At 73.1% G+C, this 16,897-nt stretch carries 18 protein-coding genes and 1 pseudogene; 11 read left to right on the forward strand and 8 right to left on the reverse strand.

The window, feature by feature from the left end; genetic code table 11:
- Window positions 1-83: 83 nt before the first annotated feature.
- Complete coding sequence (gene def / locus AC0B9F_RS22710; RefSeq protein WP_472005372.1) at window positions 84-623, forward strand: peptide deformylase; 540 nt, start codon at window positions 84-86, stop codon at window positions 621-623.
- 21 nt (window positions 624-644) lie between these two features.
- Here def and AC0B9F_RS22715 read toward each other — a convergent pair whose 3' ends face one another.
- Entirely contained in the window at window positions 645-1,292 is a 648-nt protein-coding gene (locus AC0B9F_RS22715; RefSeq protein WP_471187204.1) for a TetR/AcrR family transcriptional regulator, read from the reverse strand.
- A 173-nt stretch (window positions 1,293-1,465) separates the two neighbouring features.
- Here AC0B9F_RS22715 and AC0B9F_RS22720 point away from each other — a divergent pair, with 173 nt between their 5' ends.
- The 3 genes from AC0B9F_RS22720 to AC0B9F_RS22730 all read left to right on the forward strand — a co-directional run bounded on the left by AC0B9F_RS22720 (window position 1,466) and on the right by AC0B9F_RS22730 (window position 4,659).
- On the forward strand, window positions 1,466-2,692 hold the full coding sequence (locus AC0B9F_RS22720) for an acyl-CoA dehydrogenase family protein (protein WP_472005374.1): 1,227 nt from the start codon (window positions 1,466-1,468) through the stop codon (window positions 2,690-2,692).
- Between the two features lie 166 nt (window positions 2,693-2,858).
- Window positions 2,859-3,962, forward strand: a complete 1,104-nt coding sequence (locus AC0B9F_RS22725) for a glycoside hydrolase family protein (protein WP_472005375.1) — start codon at window positions 2,859-2,861, stop codon at window positions 3,960-3,962.
- A 34-nt stretch (window positions 3,963-3,996) separates the two neighbouring features.
- Entirely contained in the window at window positions 3,997-4,659 is a 663-nt protein-coding gene (locus AC0B9F_RS22730; RefSeq protein WP_472005376.1) for a thiaminase II/PqqC family protein, read from the forward strand.
- A 5-nt stretch (window positions 4,660-4,664) separates the two neighbouring features.
- On the opposite strand, the gene AC0B9F_RS22735 is transcribed toward AC0B9F_RS22730, so the two are convergent.
- From AC0B9F_RS22735 to AC0B9F_RS22755, 5 genes are all read right to left on the reverse strand, one after another.
- Entirely contained in the window at window positions 4,665-4,898 is a 234-nt protein-coding gene (locus AC0B9F_RS22735) for a DUF6213 family protein (RefSeq protein ID WP_361626307.1), read from the reverse strand.
- Window positions 4,899-4,914: 16 nt separating this feature from the next.
- Window positions 4,915-6,309: an NADP-dependent succinic semialdehyde dehydrogenase gene (locus tag AC0B9F_RS22740; protein WP_472005379.1), complete on the reverse strand. Its 1,395-nt coding sequence runs from the start codon at window positions 6,307-6,309 to the stop codon at window positions 4,915-4,917.
- A 75-nt stretch (window positions 6,310-6,384) separates the two neighbouring features.
- Entirely contained in the window at window positions 6,385-6,849 is a 465-nt protein-coding gene (locus AC0B9F_RS22745; RefSeq protein WP_472005381.1) for an NUDIX hydrolase, read from the reverse strand.
- Window positions 6,846-8,384, reverse strand: coding sequence for an ATP-dependent DNA ligase (locus AC0B9F_RS22750; RefSeq protein WP_472005383.1), 1,539 nt, complete (start codon window positions 8,382-8,384; stop codon window positions 6,846-6,848). Before AC0B9F_RS22750 ends, AC0B9F_RS22745 begins: the two co-directional genes overlap by 4 nt.
- A 375-nt stretch (window positions 8,385-8,759) precedes the next feature.
- On the reverse strand, window positions 8,760-9,695 hold the full coding sequence (locus AC0B9F_RS22755; RefSeq protein ID WP_472005386.1) for an NAD(P)/FAD-dependent oxidoreductase: 936 nt from the start codon (window positions 9,693-9,695) through the stop codon (window positions 8,760-8,762).
- An 85-nt stretch (window positions 9,696-9,780) separates the two neighbouring features.
- Between AC0B9F_RS22755 and AC0B9F_RS22760 the strand changes: the two genes are divergently transcribed.
- The 6 genes and pseudogenes from AC0B9F_RS22760 (at window position 9,781) to AC0B9F_RS22785 (ending at window position 14,526) form a co-directional block, all read left to right on the forward strand.
- A complete protein-coding gene (locus tag AC0B9F_RS22760; protein WP_472005390.1) occupies window positions 9,781-10,353 on the forward strand; it encodes a helix-turn-helix domain-containing protein in 573 nt (190 codons plus the stop codon).
- 84 nt (window positions 10,354-10,437) lie between these two features.
- Window positions 10,438-11,403 carry an NADPH:quinone oxidoreductase family protein gene (locus tag AC0B9F_RS22765; RefSeq protein ID WP_472005392.1) on the forward strand — a complete coding sequence of 322 codons (966 nt, stop codon included), beginning with the start codon at window positions 10,438-10,440 and terminating at the stop codon, window positions 11,401-11,403.
- Window positions 11,400-12,581: an acyl-CoA dehydrogenase family protein gene (locus tag AC0B9F_RS22770; RefSeq protein WP_472005394.1), complete on the forward strand. Its 1,182-nt coding sequence runs from the start codon at window positions 11,400-11,402 to the stop codon at window positions 12,579-12,581. Before AC0B9F_RS22765 ends, AC0B9F_RS22770 begins: the two co-directional genes overlap by 4 nt.
- Entirely contained in the window at window positions 12,578-13,651 is a 1,074-nt protein-coding gene (locus tag AC0B9F_RS22775) for an acyl-CoA dehydrogenase family protein (RefSeq protein ID WP_472005396.1), read from the forward strand. Before AC0B9F_RS22770 ends, AC0B9F_RS22775 begins: the two co-directional genes overlap by 4 nt.
- 108 nt (window positions 13,652-13,759) lie before the next feature.
- A pseudogene (locus AC0B9F_RS22780) lies at window positions 13,760-14,192 on the forward strand (PI-PLC domain-containing protein); the annotation flags it as partial.
- A gap of 139 nt (window positions 14,193-14,331) precedes the next feature.
- A complete protein-coding gene (locus AC0B9F_RS22785; protein ID WP_472005398.1) occupies window positions 14,332-14,526 on the forward strand; it encodes a hypothetical protein in 195 nt (64 codons plus the stop codon).
- A gap of 12 nt (window positions 14,527-14,538) precedes the next feature.
- On the opposite strand, the gene AC0B9F_RS22790 is transcribed toward AC0B9F_RS22785, so the two are convergent.
- Both AC0B9F_RS22790 and AC0B9F_RS22795 read right to left on the reverse strand, forming a co-directional pair.
- Window positions 14,539-15,777, reverse strand: coding sequence for a phosphodiester glycosidase family protein (locus AC0B9F_RS22790; RefSeq protein ID WP_472005400.1), 1,239 nt, complete (start codon window positions 15,775-15,777; stop codon window positions 14,539-14,541).
- Between the two features lie 186 nt (window positions 15,778-15,963).
- Window positions 15,964-16,386: a PaaI family thioesterase gene (locus AC0B9F_RS22795; RefSeq protein WP_472005402.1), complete on the reverse strand. Its 423-nt coding sequence runs from the start codon at window positions 16,384-16,386 to the stop codon at window positions 15,964-15,966.
- A gap of 69 nt (window positions 16,387-16,455) precedes the next feature.
- Between AC0B9F_RS22795 and AC0B9F_RS22800 the strand changes: the two genes are divergently transcribed.
- A complete protein-coding gene (locus tag AC0B9F_RS22800; RefSeq protein WP_472005404.1) occupies window positions 16,456-16,881 on the forward strand; it encodes a MarR family winged helix-turn-helix transcriptional regulator in 426 nt (141 codons plus the stop codon).
- The last annotated feature ends 16 nt before the right edge of the window (window positions 16,882-16,897 follow it).

A 16,897-nucleotide genomic window follows, 5' to 3' on the forward strand; every position in this document is an offset into this window, starting at 1 on the left:
TATCGAGATCCATTCGCACTCCCGAACCACGGCCCACCTCTGCGCGGCGGGCGGGGGCTACCGGTGACCGTACCCTTTCCGTCATGCGACACGGCTCGATCCCGGGCGCCCGCGGGCGCGTCCGGCCCCTCACCCTGCTCGGCGACCCGGTGCTGCGCCGGCCGTGCCGGGAGGTCGTCGACTTCGGCCCGGAACTGGCCGCCCTGGTGGAGGACTTGTTCGCCACGATGTACGCGGCGCGGGGGGTGGGGCTGGCCGCGAACCAGGTCGGGGCGGACCTGAGGGTCTTCGTGTACGACTGCCCGGACGACGACGATGTCCGGCATCTGGGACATGTGGTGAACCCGCGGCTGGTCGAGGCCGACGGGGTGTCGCTGCGCGGGCCGGAGGGGTGTCTGTCCCTGCCCGGGCTGGAAGCGGGCACCGAACGCTACGACCACGCGGTGGTCGAGGGGTTCACGGTGACCGGAGAGCCGGTCACCGTGCACGGGACGGGGTTCTTCGCCCGGTGTCTGCAGCATGAGGCCGACCACCTGGAGGGGACGCTGTACGCCGACCGTCTGACCGGGTGGCGCCACCGCAAGCTGATGCGCCAGGTGGCCCGTGCCTCCTGGCACCGCTGACGCCCGGCCCTCGAGGCACCGTCAGAAGCCGGGGCCGCCCGCCTTGTCCCCGGCCGCGGCCAGCCGCCCCCACAGGAGGTCGGCCAGGGAGCGGACCAACTGCCGTCGGTCACACGGGCGTTCGCCGAGCCACCAGTCGCCGGCCGCGTGCATCATGCCGACGATGCCGTGGCCCCAGACCCGGGCGAGCTGCCGGCTGTCCGGGCCGAGGTCGACGCGCTCCTCGATGACCTGGGCCAGCTCCTCGCCCATCCGGCGCAGCAGCGGCGCCGAGTGCTTGCCGACGTCGAATCCCTGGTCGCCCTGGGCGCCGCCGCCCTCGGCCGGATGCATCAGGAACCGGTACACCTGCGGGCGTGCCTCGATCGCCGCGAGATAGGTGTCGAGCGTGGACTCCACGCGCTCCCGGCGCTCGGCCGGGGCGTCCAGGGCCGCGCGCAGCGAGTCGAGGAGCGCGTCCGTGTGCCGCTTGGCCAGCGCCGCGTACAGCCCGCCCTTGTCGCCGAAGTGCCGGTAGAGGATCGGCTTGGTGATCCCGGCCTCGGCGGCGATGGCGTTCATCGAGGCCTGGGGGCCGTCGCGCAGCACCACCCGGTCGGCTGCCTCCAGCAGCTCCCGCCGCCGGCGGTCGGCGGACCGCTGCTGCTCGGTCCGCTGCGTGGTGTCCATGTGCTCTCCCCACCCGTCCTTAAATCGGTGACGCCTGCGCAAACTAACACTGTCCGCGCCCTTCGCCTCGAACGGGCTGCCGAGGGGGCGTCGGGAGTTGACTTTTCCTACCCGCCGGTAACAGACTCGCGTTACCGCAAGTAACACGCACGTGCGCTGCCGCTGGAGGGGACATGGCCGAGTTCACCATGGAGCTCAACGACGAACAGAAGGAGGTCCGCGACTGGCTCCACGGCTTCGCCGCCGATGTGATCCGCCCCGCGGCCGCCGAATGGGACGAGCGTGAGGAGACTCCCTGGCCGGTCATCCAGGAGGCCGCCAAGGTCGGCATCTACTCCCTCGACTTCTACGCCCAGCAGTACTTCGACCCCACCGGCCTCGGCATCCCCATGGCCATGGAGGAGCTGTTCTGGGGCGACGCGGGCATCGCCCTGTCGATCGTCGGCACCGGCCTCGCCGCCGTGGGCGTCCTCGCCAACGGCACCGAGGAGCAGATCGGCACCTGGATCCCGCAGATGTACGGCGACGCGAACGACGTCAAGGTCGCCGCGTTCTGCTCCTCCGAGCCCGACGCCGGCTCCGACGTCGCCTCCCTGCGCACCCGGGCCGTCTACGACGAGGCCAAGGACGAGTGGGTGATCAACGGCACGAAGACCTGGGCGACCAACGGCGGCATCGCCAACGTCCACGTGGTCGTCGCCGTCGTCGACCCGGAGCTGGGTTCCAAGGGTCACGCGTCCTTCATCGTCCCGGCGGGCACGCCGGGCCTCGCCCAGGGTCAGAAGTTCAAGAAGCACGGCATCCGCGCCTCGCACACCGCCGAGGTCATCCTCGACAACGTGCGCGTGCCCGGCTCCTGCCTCCTCGGCGGCAAGGAGAAGCTGGACGAGCGCCTGGCCCGGGCCCGCGAGAAGGCCAAGGCGGGTGGAGAGCGGGTGAAGAACGCCGCGATGGCCACCTTCGAGGCGTCCCGTCCGGCCGTAGGCGCCATGGCGGTGGGAACCGCGCGTGCCGCGTACGAGGTCGCCCTCGACTACGCCAGGACCCGTGAGCAGTTCGGCCGCCCGATCATCGACAACCAGGGCGTCGCCTTCCAGCTCGCCGACATGCGCACCCAGATCGACGCCGCCCGCCTGCTGGTGTGGCGCGCCTCCTGGATGGCGGTCAACGGCAAGCAGTTCACCGCGGCGGAGGGCTCGATGTCCAAGCTGTTCGCCAGCGAGACCGCCAAGAAGGTCACCGCCCAGGCCATCCAGATCCTCGGCGGCAACGGCTACACCCGCGAGTACCCGGTGGAGCGCATGCACCGTGACAGCGCGATCTACACCATCTTCGAGGGCACGAGCGAGATCCAGCGCCTGGTCATCGCCCGCACCCTCGCAGGGATGCCGATCCGCTGACCGCCCGTCAGCGCACGCCCCCTCGAAAGCCCCTCGGCGCGCCGCCGGGGGGCCTTCCGGTTCCCGGCGCCCTGGCGCGTCGCTGGAACGGGTGCAGTTGCCGGTTCATGACGATCAGTCAGCCATGCGCGCCGGTAGGGTCGGGCCTCCCGAAAGGAGGTAAGGCGTGCCCGCTCGTGTCCGCGCCATCCTGGCCACGGTCATCCTCGCCGCCGCCGCGCTCCTCGGCGCCGGTTCCCCGGCGCTCGCCGGTGCAGCCGCCCCCCGCCCCTTCGTGATCGAGGGGCTCGACCTGCACGACGCCACCGTCAAACGCTTCGGCAACACGTACTACATGTACGGCTCGATGTACGCCTGCGGCTTCGAGTGGTATGTGAACGGCACCCCCTGGTGCGGGTTCGGCGTCTCCACCGCGAGCCGCCCGCAGGGCCCCTGGAGCACGCCCAGACCCCTGTTCGCCCCCGACTCCGAGGACCCCTACGCGAAGCGGAGCTGGCAGGCGACCTGCGGGGGCACCGGGCAGGGCTGCTTCAACCCGCGCATGATCCAGCGCACCGGCTGGGGGCTGGACGACGGCGCCTTCCTGCTGTGGTTCAACGCGCCGCGCCATCACACCGAATTCAAGGTCAACGCCTACAACGTCATGACCTGCGCCGGCCCGGCCGGCCCCTGCGGACCGAGCGCCGCGAACGGCACCTACACCAAGCCGACCCTCGACGTCTGCGCCGGCAACGGGGACTTCGGCATCATCGAACGGTCCGGCACCCGTCCGGCGATCGTGTGCACCATGCCGGGGGAGACCGCCCTCAACATCGAGGAACTCAACACCCGCGGCGACAGCGGCACCGGCGTCGGCGTCCAGGGCGTCGCCGGCCTCACCCACATCGAGGGCCCCGGCGGCTTCTGGAACGCCGAACACCGCACCTACGTGCTCACCTACTCCGACCAGGGCTGCGGCTACTGCGCCGGAACCCCCACCAGCTACGCCACCGCGCCCTCCCTGTACTCCGGATGGACCGCGCCCGGCAACGTCGGCTGGGGCGCCCCCGTCTACGGACGGCGCGTCATCAACGGCACCTCCTGCGGCGGCCAGCCCCGTACCGTCACGGTGCTCGACGGACAGCCCTGGCAGATCGTCGACCTGTGGCGCGGCACCCGCAACGAGAGCCAGGCCGGAACGCTGCTGGCCCCGCTCTCCTACCACCCCACCCAGGGCACCCCCGGCGACGGCAAGCGCTGGATCCCGCCCGTCGGCTACTCGTGCAGCTGAGCGGCTCCCGCAGGAGCCCTCGGGGAAGGACGTCATGACCGGCACCGCCCGGGACCTGCTGGAGACGACCACGCGCGCGCTCGCCCCCGACCCGGTGGCCAACGAGCTGGTGCCGCTGATCGCCCGCGGCGAGGCGAGCCGGGACACCCTGGCCGCGCTCGCCCTGGAACAGGGACTGGTGATCCCCGCCGACCGCCGCGCCTTCGGCCACCTGGCCGGACGCGCGGCGGACGACCCCGAGTCCGCGGCCTTCTTCCGCCTGCTCGCCGACGGCGAGGCCCTGGCGGAGAAGCGGCTCGCGGCGTTCACCGAGGCGTGCGGCGTGGACGCGGCACGGACGGCCGCGTACCGGCCGCGGCCCGGCTGCCAGGCCTACCCCGCCTACGTCGCCTGGCTCGCCGTCAACGCCGTACCGGCCGACGCGGTGCTGGCGCTGAGCGCCAACTTCTCGGCGTGGGGCGGCTACTGCGCGGCCATCGCCGGCGCGCTGCGGCGGCACTACGGCTTCGCAGAGGAGGCGTGCGGTTTCTTCGACTTCTTCGCCGCACCGGCTCCCGATCTGGACCGGCAGGCGGAGGCCGCCGTGCGCGCGGGGCTGGAGACGGGCCGCCTGGACCCCGACCGGGCGCACCGCCACGGCAGGCTGCTCCAGGCGTACGAGGCGATGTTCTGGACGGCGCTCGGCCCACCGGCCTGAAGGATTTACGGCGCGCCGCTGCTGTGCGCGATGCACGCCACGTCGATGCGATCGGCGAGCTTGGCGAGCTCGATGGTCAGCGCGGCCACCGTGTCCTCGTCGAGCCCGCTCTCCCCGGCCTCCACGAGCCGCACCCACCGCGTGCCCACCGTGCGGAGCAGTTTGCTCACGTCGGCGGCGGTCACCTGGAGGTTCCCGCGGTCGTCGACGATCAGGGGCAGTGTCACTTCGCGGTTCACAAATGGGATCGTAGCCTCACGCACCCTGCCACACGGTGGTGATGTTGCAGAACTCGCGGATTCCGTGCCCGGACAGCTCACGCCCGTACCCCGATCGTTTGACCCCGCCGAACGGGAACGCCGGGTGCGAGGCCGTCATGCCGTTGACGAACACGCTGCCCGCCTCCAGATCCCGGACGAACCGGTCCACGTCGGACTCGTCGCGCGTCCACACGTTCGAACTCAGCCCGAACGGCGAGTCGTTGGCGATCAGCACCGCCTCGTCCAGGTCGCTCGCCCGGTACAGCGTGGCGACCGGCCCGAACGCCTCCTCCCGGTGGATGCGCATCTCCCGCGTCACCCCGGCGAGCACGGTCGGCGGGTAGTACCAGCCGGGCAGTTCGGGCCGGCGCAGCCGATGACCGCCGCACAGGGCGCTCGCCCCGCCGCGGGTGGCGTCGTCGACCAGCTCCTCCAGGTCGTCCCGGCCCCGCTCGCTGGCCAGCGGCCCGATGTCGGTGTCCTCGTCCATCGGGTCGCCGACCTTCAGCGCCCGCATCCCGGCGACGAACTTCTCGGCGAACGCGTCGTAGACGTCCGTGTGCACGATGAAACGCTTCGCGGCGATGCAGGACTGGCCGTTGTTCTGCACGCGCGCGGTGACGGCGACCTTGGCCGCCCGGTCCAGGTCGGCGGACGGCATCACGACGTACGGGTCGCTGCCGCCCAGCTCCAGCACCGTCTTCTTGATCATCTCCCCGGCGGTGGAGGCGACCGCCCGGCCCGCCGGCTCACTGCCGGTCAGTGTCGCCGCCCTGACCCGCTCGTCCCGCAGGACGTCGTCGACCTGCGCGGAACCGATCAGCAGCGTCTGGAAGCAGCCCTCCGGGAAGCCCGCCCGGTGGAAGAGATCCTCCAGGTACAGGGCCGTCTGGGGCACGTTCGAGGCGTGCTTGAGCAGCCCGACGTTGCCGGCCATCAGCGCGGGCGCGGCGAACCGCACCACCTGCCACAGCGGGAAGTTCCACGGCATCACCGCCAGCACCGGCCCCAGCGGCCGGTAGCGCACCCGCACCCGCGTCGCCCCGGAGTCCTTCACGTCCGTGTCGGCGGGCTCCTCGTCGGCGAGGAGGGCCTCCGCGTGCTCGGCGTACCAGCGCATCGCCTTGGCGCACTTGGCGACCTCCGCGCGCGCCTGCTTGACCGGCTTGCCCATCTCCGTGGTCAGCATGCGGCCGGCGTCCTGCTGGTCGGCGTCCAGGAGGTTGGCGGCCTGGGTCAGCATCCGGGCGCGGTCGGCGAAACCGGTGGTGCGATAGGTGCGGAAGGTGGCCTCGGCGAGCTGGAGCCGGCGCTCGATCTCCTCCTCGTCCATGGCCTGGTACGTCTTGAGCGTCTCACCGTTCGCAGGATTCACCGTTGCGATGGGCATGACCGACCTCCCTCGGAGCGGGTGTGCTTAGACCTTCGCGCGCGGCCGGGGCGACCGCAACGCGTACGCATCTGCTCAGGTCGAGTGCTCCGCCAAGCGGTCGAGAAACGCGGCCTGGGCGCGGACGATCACCTCGCGCGCCGCGTCCAGGGCGAACCACGCCACCCGGTCCAGCTCCGGGAACTCCCGCATCCGCCCGGAGCGCGGCGGCCACTCCATGACGAACGTGCCGGGGGTGATGCCGGCCGGGTCGAGGTCCGCCTCGACCGCCCACGCCGTGACCACCTTCCCGCCGGTCTGCCGCACCTCACCGAGCGGTACGGCCTCGCCGTCGGGCGGGGCGAGGCCCAGCTCCTCCTGGAACTCGCGGCGTGCGGCCTCCCAGGCGGGCTCGCCGGGGTCGTACTCGCCCTTGACGACGGTCCACGCGCCGGCGTCCTTCTTCGCGAAGTACGGGCCGCCCATGTGGCCGAGGAGCACTTCGGGGCCGTTCCGTGTGCGGCGGAACAGCAGCAGTCCCGCGCTGTGCCTCGCCGTCACGGGTGCACCTGCGGGTGGGCGGCGAGCAGGGTGCCGACGGTGTCCGCGTCCTCGGGCCGCTTGTCCTCGCGGTAGCGGATCACGCGGGCGAAGCGGAGCGTGACGCCGGCCGGGTAGCGGGTGGAGCGCTGCAGGCCGTCGTAGGCGATCTCGACGACGAGTTCGGGGCGTACGGTCACGCCCCAGCCCTTGTGTTCCACGGCCAGCTCCTGAAGGCGCTCGGTCTGCCAGGCGAGCATGGCGTCGGTCATGCCCTTGAAGGTCTTGCCGAGCATGGCGAAGCCGCCGTCGGCGGTACGGGCGCCGAGGTGCAGGTTGGACAGTTTGCCGGTGCGGCGGCCGTGGCCCCACTCGGCGGCCAGCACCACCAGGTCCAGGGTGTGCACGGGCTTGACCTTCAGCCAGGCGGCGCCGCGCCGGCCCGCGCTGTAGGGCGCGTCGAGGCCTTTGACCACCACGCCCTCGTGACCGCGCTCCAACGTCTCGGCGAGGAAGCGTTCCGCCTCCGGCAGGTCGTCGGGTCCCCGTGCCACGGTCCGCCGCACCCGCATCGGCTCGGGCACCAGCCGGGCCAGCTCCTCGTGCCGCTCGGTGAACGGCAGGTCGAGCAGGTCGCGGCCGTCGACCGCCAGCACGTCGAAGAAGACGGGGGAGACGGGGACCTCGCGGGCGGCCGTCGCCACGTCCACCCGGGAGCCGACGCGCCCGGCGATCTCCTGGAAGGAACGCGGACGGCCCTCCGCGTCGAACGCGATGACCTCCCCGTCGAGCACGAACCGCTCGCCGCGCAGCTGCCGCGCGGCGAGCGTCAGCTCCGGCAGCCGGCCGGTGATGTCGTCGAGGGTGCGCGTGTACACCCGTACCTCGTTGCCGTCGCGGTGCACCTGCACCCGGATGCCGTCCAGTTTCTCCTCGACCGCGCAGGCGCCCAGCTTGCCGACCGCCTCGGCGACCGAGGACGCGGTGTGCGCGAGCATCGGCAGTACCGGCCGGCCGACGGTCAGCCGGAACCGCTCCAGCGCGCCCGGCCCCTCGGCCAGCAGCGCCTCGGCGACCGTCTGCAGCGAACCGGCCAGCATCACCGCCCGCCGTACGTCCGCCGCCGGCGCCCCCGTCGCCTGTGCCAGCCCCTCCACGGCGAGCGCGTCCAGGGCGCCCTGGCGGACCTCGCCGGTGAGCAGGCCGATGAGGAACCGCTGCTCGGCCTCGGTGGCCGCGCCCATCAGCTCCCCGACCAGCCGGGCCCGCTCGGCCTGCGACCCGGCCCCGGACACCGTGCCCAGCTCGGTGAGCCGCGAGTCCACCTCGCGGACGGTCAGGCTGGGCTCGGCGGCCGGCTCCACGGCCCGGCTCAGCACCTTCCAGCCGATCCCGAGCCGGCCCTGCGGCAGCCGCCCGGCGAGATACGGGATGACGACCGGCACGTCCTCCGCCTCCGCGTCCCGGAACAGCCCGGCCAGCAGGGCCGTCTTCCGGGACCGCGCGGAGGTGGCGGCGACCTCCTGGGACACACGGGCGAGCCGGTGCAACAGCATGCAGTCATGGTGCACCGGAGGAGGCCGGGTCACACCTGGACCGCGCCCCCGACTCACCCAGCGACGATGGGCGCTGAGCACGCCACGACGCACCCGCACGGGCGGCCGCAGGCATGAAAGGGGCGCGGGGAACTGCGCGAGCAACCACAACGCAGCCGCACGGGCCGCCGCAGGCAATAAAGGGGCGCGGGGAACTGCGCGACCAGCCACGACGCACCCGCACGGGCCGCCGCAGGCGTAAAAGGGGGCGCGGGGAACTGCGCGAGCAACCACGACGCACTCGCACGGGCCGCCGCAGGCACCGCGCCCAGCCCGCCGCAGGCGAACGGCGCGAGGAGCCCGCCCGGCCCGCCGCAGGCATGCGCAGACGTGCTCCTACCCCGCTACCGCCATCGCGTCCAGGTCCGCGAAGAGGATCTCCCCGTTGATCGCCGCGCCTGCGCGGTGGCCGCCGCTGGCCGCGTTGACGACCTGCTCGGCGAAGCCGGAGGCGTTGCCGGCCGCCCACAGGCCGGGGACGGTCGTCAGGCCGCGTTCGTCGGTCACCGGGTAGGAGCCGAACGGCGTCTCGCGCAGTTCGGCGCCGAGCCGCTGGAGCAGGCCGGTGCCCGGCACCGCGCGCGGCGCGACGAAGACCACCTCGCGTTCGTGCACCGCGCCGTCGCCGAGCCGTACGCCGGTCAGCCGATCGTCCTCGACCACCAGGCCCGCGACCTCTCCCGGCACCACCCGCACCCCCGCCGCCGCCAGCCGGCGCAGGTCGTCGCCGGACAGTTCCTCCTCGGCCACCCGGTGCAGGAAGAACGTCACGTCCTTGGACCACTGGGAGACCATCAGCGCCTGGTGTGCGCTCAGCGCACTCGTGGCCAGCACGCCGAACGCCTGATCGCGCACCTCCCAGCCGTGGCAGTACGGGCAGTGCAGCACGTCCCGCCCCCACCGCTCGGCGACACCGGGGACGTCCGGCAGCTCGTCCTTCAGGCCGGTGGCCACCACCAGGTGCCGGGCGCGCACGCTGCGCCCGCCGGCCAGCCGTACGGCGAATCCGCCGTCCTCGCGCGTCGCGTCCACCGCCCGGTCCCGGACCAGCTCCACGCCGTACCGGGCGATCTCCTCGCGGCCCACGGCGAGGAACTCGGCGGGCGGCATCCCGTCCCGGGACAGGAAGCCCTGCATGTGCGCGGCGGGCGCGTTGCGCGGCTCGCCCGCGTCGACGACGAGCGTGCGGCGCCGGGCCCGCCCCAGCACCAGTGCGGCGGACAGCCCGGCCGCGCCGCCCCCGACGACGACCACTTCGTACGTGTCGGTCATGGTGACCACCTCCGCCCCCGACAGTGCCCCCGCCGGTGCGGAAACGACAAACGTCTTTGCCGGTTCGGCAAGACACAATGGGCGCATGACGACGGACGAGGTACTCGCGGGCGTCGGCCCGAGACTGCGCAGGATCCGCAAGGAGCGGGAGGTGACGCTGGCGGCGCTGTCCGAGGCGACCGGCATCTCCGTCTCCACCCTGTCCCGGCTGGAGTCCGGGCTGCGCAAACCCAGCCTGGAGCTGCTGCTGCCGATCGCGCAGGCCCACCAGGTCCCGCTGGACGAACTGGTCGGCGCGCCCCCGGTCGGCGACCCCCGGGTGCGGGCCAAACCGATCACCCGCGGCGGGCGGACCCTGTACCCGCTGAGCCGGCAGCCGGGCGGGCTCCAGGCCTACAAGATGGTCGAGCCGCAGCGCGCGGAGCGGCCCGATCCGCGCTCGCACGACGGTTATGAGTGGCTGTTCGTGCTCTCCGGGAAGCTGCGTCTGGTGCTGGGCGAGCACGACGTCGTGCTCACGCCGGGGGAGGCCGCCGAGTTCGACACCCGGGTGCCGCACTGGTTCGGCTCGACGGGGGAGGGGCCGGTGGAGTTCCTCAGCCTCTTCGGCCCGCAGGGCGAGCGGATGCACGTCCGGGCGCGGCCGAAGCGGGGGTGACGCACGAGACTGTTCCCTGAATGGCAAGCGACCGCTTAGTATGCGGTGAACCCGACGGACGACGCAGTCTTGTGGAGGCCCCGCATGCAGGCATGGCAGGTGCACGAGAACGGTGAGCCGAGCGAGGTGATGCGCCTGGCGGACGTCGAGCGTCCCACGCCCGGCGACGGCCAGGTCCTGCTCAGGGTGCGCGCCGCGAACATCAACTTCCCGGACGCCCTGCTGTGCCGGGGCCAGTACCAGATCCGGCCGCCGCTGCCGTTCACGCCCGGCGTGGAGATCTGCGGCGAGACCGAGGACGGCCGCCGCGTCATCGCCAACCCGGCCCTGCCGTACGGCGGTTTCGCCGAGTACGCGGTGGCGGACGCCGCCGCCCTGCTGCCCGCGCCGGACGCGCTGGACGACGCGGAGGCGGCCGCCCTGCACATCGGCTACCAGACCGGCTGGTTCGGCCTGCACCGCAGGGCCGCGCTCCAGGCCGGCGAGACCCTGCTCGTCCACGCCGCCGCGGGAGGGGTCGGCAGCGCGGCCGTGCAGCTCGGCAAGGCCGCCGGCGCCACCGTCATCGGTGTCGTGGGCGGCGCCGAGAAGGCCGCCGTCGCCCGCGAGCTGGGCTGCGACGTGGTGATCGACCGCCGCGCCGAGGACGTCGTCGGCGCCGTCAAGGAGGCCACCGGCGGCCGTGGCGCCGACGTGATCTACGACCCCGTCGGCGGGGAGGCGTACACCCAGTCCACCAAGGTCGTCGCCTTCGAGGGCCGGATCGTCGTCGTCGGTTTCGCGAGCGGCACGATCCCCAGCCCCGGCCTCAACCACGCCCTGGTGAAGAACTACTCGATCCTGGGCCTGCACTGGGGTCTGTACAACACCAAGAACCCCAAGCTGGTCCAGCAGTGCCACGAGCAGCTCACCGAGCTGGCCGGCCGGGAGGCGATCAAGCCGCTGGTGAGCGAGCGGGTGCCCCTGGGCGAGGCCGCTGCCGGGGTGCAGAAGGTGGCGGACGGCCGGAGCACCGGCCGGATCGCCGTGGTGATGGAGGGAGCCGCATGACCGACGCCGAGGAACTGCGCCGCCGGACCTGGGAGTTCCTGGCCGCGCATCCCCCTGCGCAGACCGACCGTCTGGACTTCCTGCGCGCCCGCTTCGACGCGGGCCTCGCCTGGGTCCACTACCCGGAGGGCCTCGGCGGCCTCGGCGCGCCGCGCTCCCTTCAGCCGGTGGTCGACGCCGAGCTCGAAGCCGCGGGCGCCCCCGACAACGAGCCGCGCCGCAACGGCATCGGCCTCGGCATGGCCGCGCCGACGATCCTCAAGTACGGCACCGACGAGCAGAAGCAGCGGTTCCTGAGGCCCCTGTGGACCGGGGAGGAGGTCTGGTGCCAGCTCTTCAGTGAGCCCGGCGCCGGCTCCGACCTGGCCGCGCTCGGCACCCGCGCCGTACGGGAGGGCGACGACTGGATCGTCAACGGGCAGAAGGTGTGGACGTCCGGCGCGCACAACGCCCGCTGGGCCATCCTGATCGCCCGCACCGACCCGAGCGTGCCCAAGCATGCCGGCATCACCTACTTCGCCTGCGACATGACCGACCCCGGCGTCGACGTCCGGCCGCTGCGCCAGATCACCGGTGAGGCCGAGTTCAACGAGGTCTTCCTCACCGACGTCCGCATCCCCGACGCCCACCGCCTCGGCGAGGTCGGCGACGGCTGGCGGGTCGCGCAGACCACGCTCAACAACGAGCGCGTAGCGATCGGCGGCATGGCGCTGCCCCGCGAGGGCGGCATGATCGGCAAGGTCTCCACGACCTGGCGCGAACGCCCCGAACTGCGCACCCACGACCTGCACCAGCGGCTGCTGACCCTGTGGGTCGAGGCCGAGGTCTCCCGCCTCACCGCCGAACGCCTGCGCCAGCAACTCGTCGCCGGCCAGCCCGGCCCCGAGGGCGCCGGCATGAAGCTCGCCTTCGCCCGCCTCAACCAGGAGATCAGCGGCCTGGAGGTGGAACTGCGCGGCGAAGAAGGACTGTTGTACGAGGACTGGACCCTGCGCCGGCCCGAACTGGTCGACTTCACCGGCCGTGACGCCGGCTACCGCTATCTGCGCGCCAAGGGCAACAGCATCGAGGGCGGGACCAGCGAGATCCTGCTGAACATCGTCGCCGAGCGCGTCCTCGGGCTGCCCTCCGAGCCGCGCACCGACAAGGACGTCGCCTGGAAGGACCTGTCCCGATGACGAATCTGCTCTACTCCGAGGAGGAAGAGGCGCTGCGGGCCGCCGTCCGTGACCTGCTCACCGACCACTGCGCCCCGGCCGACGTGATCACGCGCGTGGAGAGCGGCACCCCGCACGACCTCTCCCTGTGGAAGTCCCTCGCCGAGGGCATGGGCCTGGCCGGGCTGCTGGTGCCCGAGGAGCAGGGCGGCCAGGGCGCCTCGCACCGCGAGGCCGCCGTCGTCCTGGAGGAGCTGGGCCGCGCGGTCGCGCCGGTGCCGTACCTGACCAGCGCGGTCGTCGCCACCGAGGCACTGCTGGAATGCGGCGACGCCGAACTGCTCGCCGCCCTGGCCTCCGGCCGCACCATCGGCGCCCTCGCCGTCGGACTGCACCTCGCGCCCGGCGCCGCCTTCCCCGCCGTACGCGTGGAAGACGGCCTGCTGCACGGCGAGTTGAAGGGCGTCGCCGACGCGTCCGCCGCCGGCGTCCTGCTCGTGCCGGGCGAGGACGGCGGACTGTACGCCGTGGACGCGGACGCCGCCACGGTCACCGCCCAGGTCTCGCTGGACCTGACCCGCCCGGTGGCGACGGTACGCCTCGACGGCGCCCCGGGCCGCCGCATCGGGGACGCCGAACCCGCCGTACGCCGGGCCCTGCGCGCCGCGGCCGGACTCCTCGCCTCCGAGCAACTGGGCCTCGCCGACTGGACGCTGACCGAGACCGTGCGCTACCTGAAGGAGCGCAAGCAGTTCAACCGGCCCGTCGGCGGCTTCCAGGCGCTCAAGCACCGGCTCGCCCAGCTGTGGCTGGAAGTCGTCAACCTGCGCGCGGCGGCCCGGGGCGCCGCCGACGCCCTCGCGACGGGCACGGACACCAAGGTGGCGGTCGCCGTCGCCCAGGCGTACGCCGCACCCGTCGCCGTGCACGCCGCCGAGGAGGCACTGCAACTGCACGGCGGCATCGGCATGACCTGGGAGCACCCCGTCCACCTGTACCTCAAGCGGGCCAAGGCCGACTCGATCGCCTACGGCACGGCCGGGGCGCACCGCGAGACGCTGGCCGCCCTCGTCGGCCTCCAGGCGCCCTGACGCACCACTCCGAGTGAAGCCCGCCCCACCAGGGGCGGGCTTTCCCGTACGCCCCCTGCGGGAACGCGGTGAACGAGGGGTGGCGATTCGGCCAACTCATCCACTGCCCACCTGTTCACCACCTGCGCCCACGGCTGTGTCCACCCCGGCGCGGTCACCGCGGTCGTCTCCGGCGACCGGGCGGCGCGCACCCCCATGGAGGCGCAGACCGTCCGCCACGCCTTCTACGACGGCCGGCTCACCGACCTCGGCAGCGCCGCACCCGCCTCCTTCGTCCCGCTGATCAGCGGCAACTTGGACGCTGAACTTCACCTGGCAGGGAACCGGCGCCTTCCCCCAAGCCGAGCGCGCCACGCTGCCCGGCAACGTCGCGCAGGCGCACGCGCGCGGGCAACAGGTGCGCTTCTGAGCCGCCCCCGACACGCCCGGCCCCGCCCGCGACGCGCTGTGGGCGGAACTGCTCGCCGCCGGCGTCGACTACCTCAACACCGACGACCTCGCCGGAGCCGAAGCCTTCCTGGAGACCCGCCGGACTCGGTGACACCACCCGTTCGGGGGACACGTCAGCCACCCGGGTCAACCCTCGCCTACGCCACACTTGCGGCCGAACGCCGTGAAACGGACGTGCGTGCAAAGGCGTGGCGTCGCGTCACGCGGCGTCGTGGCGGAGGAGGCCGACGATGGCGATTTCCATCTCAGTGGTGCTGCTGCTCCTGGTCCTGGCGGTGATCTTCATCCGCAACGGCGGACTGAAGATCTCCCATGCCCTGATCTGCCTGCTGCTGGGCTTCTTCCTGGCCGGGACCAGCATGGCGCCCACCATCCAGAGCGGGCTCTCGGCCACCGCCGACATCGTGGGCAGCCTCCGGCCGTGAGCCCCGCGCACCTCAGCGGCCGGCGAACACGCCGATGCCGTTCGGGACGGGCCGTTCGCCGCCGCCGGTGGGGTGGTTGCGCACGGACACGGCCGTCTCTCCCGGCGCCCGGGCCACCAGCGTGGTGGACCCGCCGCCGTCCAGGCTGAACCCGTCGCGCGCACCCAGCCCGCGCAGCGCCTCGGCCACTTCGGCGACGGTCAGCCCGCTCCGGTACTCGGTGGAGCCGTCCAGGGCGAACAGCAGCACCCGCCGCCCGCCGTCGGCGAGCCCCACGGCGGTGCGCACGGCGGCCGTGGTGCCGTCCAGACCCGGCAGCGGCCGCCCGCCGGTGAGCAGCGGATAGCCGCCGAGCGCGAAGCGGTACGGCGTCCCGCTCCCCGCGGCCACCAGCCGGTGCGTCACGCTCACCCGCTCGCCCTCGGCCAGCTTCCGCAGCCACCGCGCGCCGGCCTCCCGGCCGACCAGCACGGTCGTCCCGCGGGCGATGGCACCCTCGCCCGGTGTGCCGGACGCGGTGACCACCCGGCCCTGACGGACGGTCACCTCGTAGGTGTCGGTGCTGCACCGCGCGGCCCGCTCGGTGTCCGTGCCGCAGGTCGCCCGCTTGCGTGAGGCGCTGCCCCACTCGGCGGTGAACGCCCCGACCGAACCCACGGGCAAGGCGTACTGGTTCAGCCCGCCCAGCGGCAGGGTGCCGTCCGGGGTGCGCACCGAGCCGCGCAGGCTCAACCGCCCCATCCGGGCCCGTCCGTCCGTACCCACACCGAGGACGTCCCTCGTGGTGGTGCCGGGCGGCAGTGCGGGCCCGAAGCGCTGCCCGTCCGGCACCGCCGCCTTCAGCACGCGCCCGGCCGCGATCGCCGGGCCCACACTCGCCCCGGTCGCCTCCACCCCCGGGTGCTGCGTCTCGGTGATGTTGAAGAAGTCACCGTTGACACCCGCGACGGCGCCCTCGGCGTCGGCCAGCTGCGAGACGGGCGCCCGCGCGGCCACCGCGCCCGGGTACAGCAGCCCGAGGTGCACCTTGGCGTTGCGCAGGTCCACGCTCAGCACGTGGGCATGCGCCGGGCCCTTGGCGCCCTGGATGTCGAACTCCTCGTACACCACGCCCGGCGCGACCGGCGTGCCGTGCTCGCTGGCACCGGCCGCCGCCGCGCCCGTAAGCGCGGCTCCGGTCAGTGTTCCCAGCGCGGCGAGGAGCGTCAATACCGATCGGCCCCGCGCGCGGCGATTTTGACGTGTCGTCACCAGGCCCCCTGAGGTCGCGTCAACTGTCCCAGCACACCAGGGAAGTGCACCAGATGACACCGCACCGCGCGGCATGGACGGGGCGACTGCACGAGATCGGGTGAGAAAACAGGACCTGTCGGAGTGGCCTCAGGGGAGAGAGGGGAGGGGAGGGGAGGCCGCGCGATCGGGCCGCGCGATCGGTATCTACGACCCGCCGGTCACCGAGATCGTGCCCTGGGCCACCGCGCACAGCGCCTCGGCGCCGCCCGCGCCGGTCGTGGTGACATCGCACCGGCACACCACCCGCGAGCGTCCGGCCCGCACCACGCGGGCGTGCGCCCGCAGCACCGTGCCCTGAGCAGGGCGCAGATAGTCGATGGTGAACCCGGCGGTGATCAGCCCGGTGCCCACCACGCTGCCGGCGGCGAAGGTCAGGGCGTTGTCCGCGGCGTAGCTCAGCACGCCCCCGTGCACGAAGCCGTGCTGCTGGTGCAGTTCCTCGCGGATGTCCAGCTCCAGCGTCGCCTCGCCGTCACCGAAGGCGACCAGCCGGGCGCCGAGCAGCGCACTGAACGGCTGCGCCGCCAGCACCTTCCGCGCCTCTTCCAGACCGAGCAGATCGTGCACGCCGCAGCTCCTCACTTCGTTAGTGAAGTGAGCCTGGCGGCGGCCCTGCCCCTCTGTCAAGATCGGCCCATGTCCGAGCCCGACCCCCGCCTGTTCTTCCTGCTCCAGCGGGCGGCCCACCAGCTGCGCACCAGCGCCGACCGGCGCCTGCTGGAGGCCGCCGGCATCACGACCGCACAGCTCGGGGCCCTCTTCGCCGTCCACGACCGGCCGGGCCTGACCCAGCGGGAGCTGGCGAGCGCCCTCGGTCTGCGCGAGTCCGCCGTGACCGGCCTGGTGGGGCGGCTCACCACGGCCGGTCTCGTCGAGCGCCGGGCGCATCCCGGCGAACACCGCGCAGTGGTCCTGGAACTGACGGACACCGGACGCGACGCCCTGCGGGCCGCCCGGCCGGAGATCGATCGCACCAACGCCGAGCTGCGGGAACTGCTCGGCGAGGAGGGCTTCACGGGGACTGCGGTGGCGCTGGCGCGGCTGATGGAGTGGGGGCGGTGAGCGGTGAGCGGTGTGC

This window comes from Streptomyces sp. NPDC097129 (genome assembly GCF_055668065.1).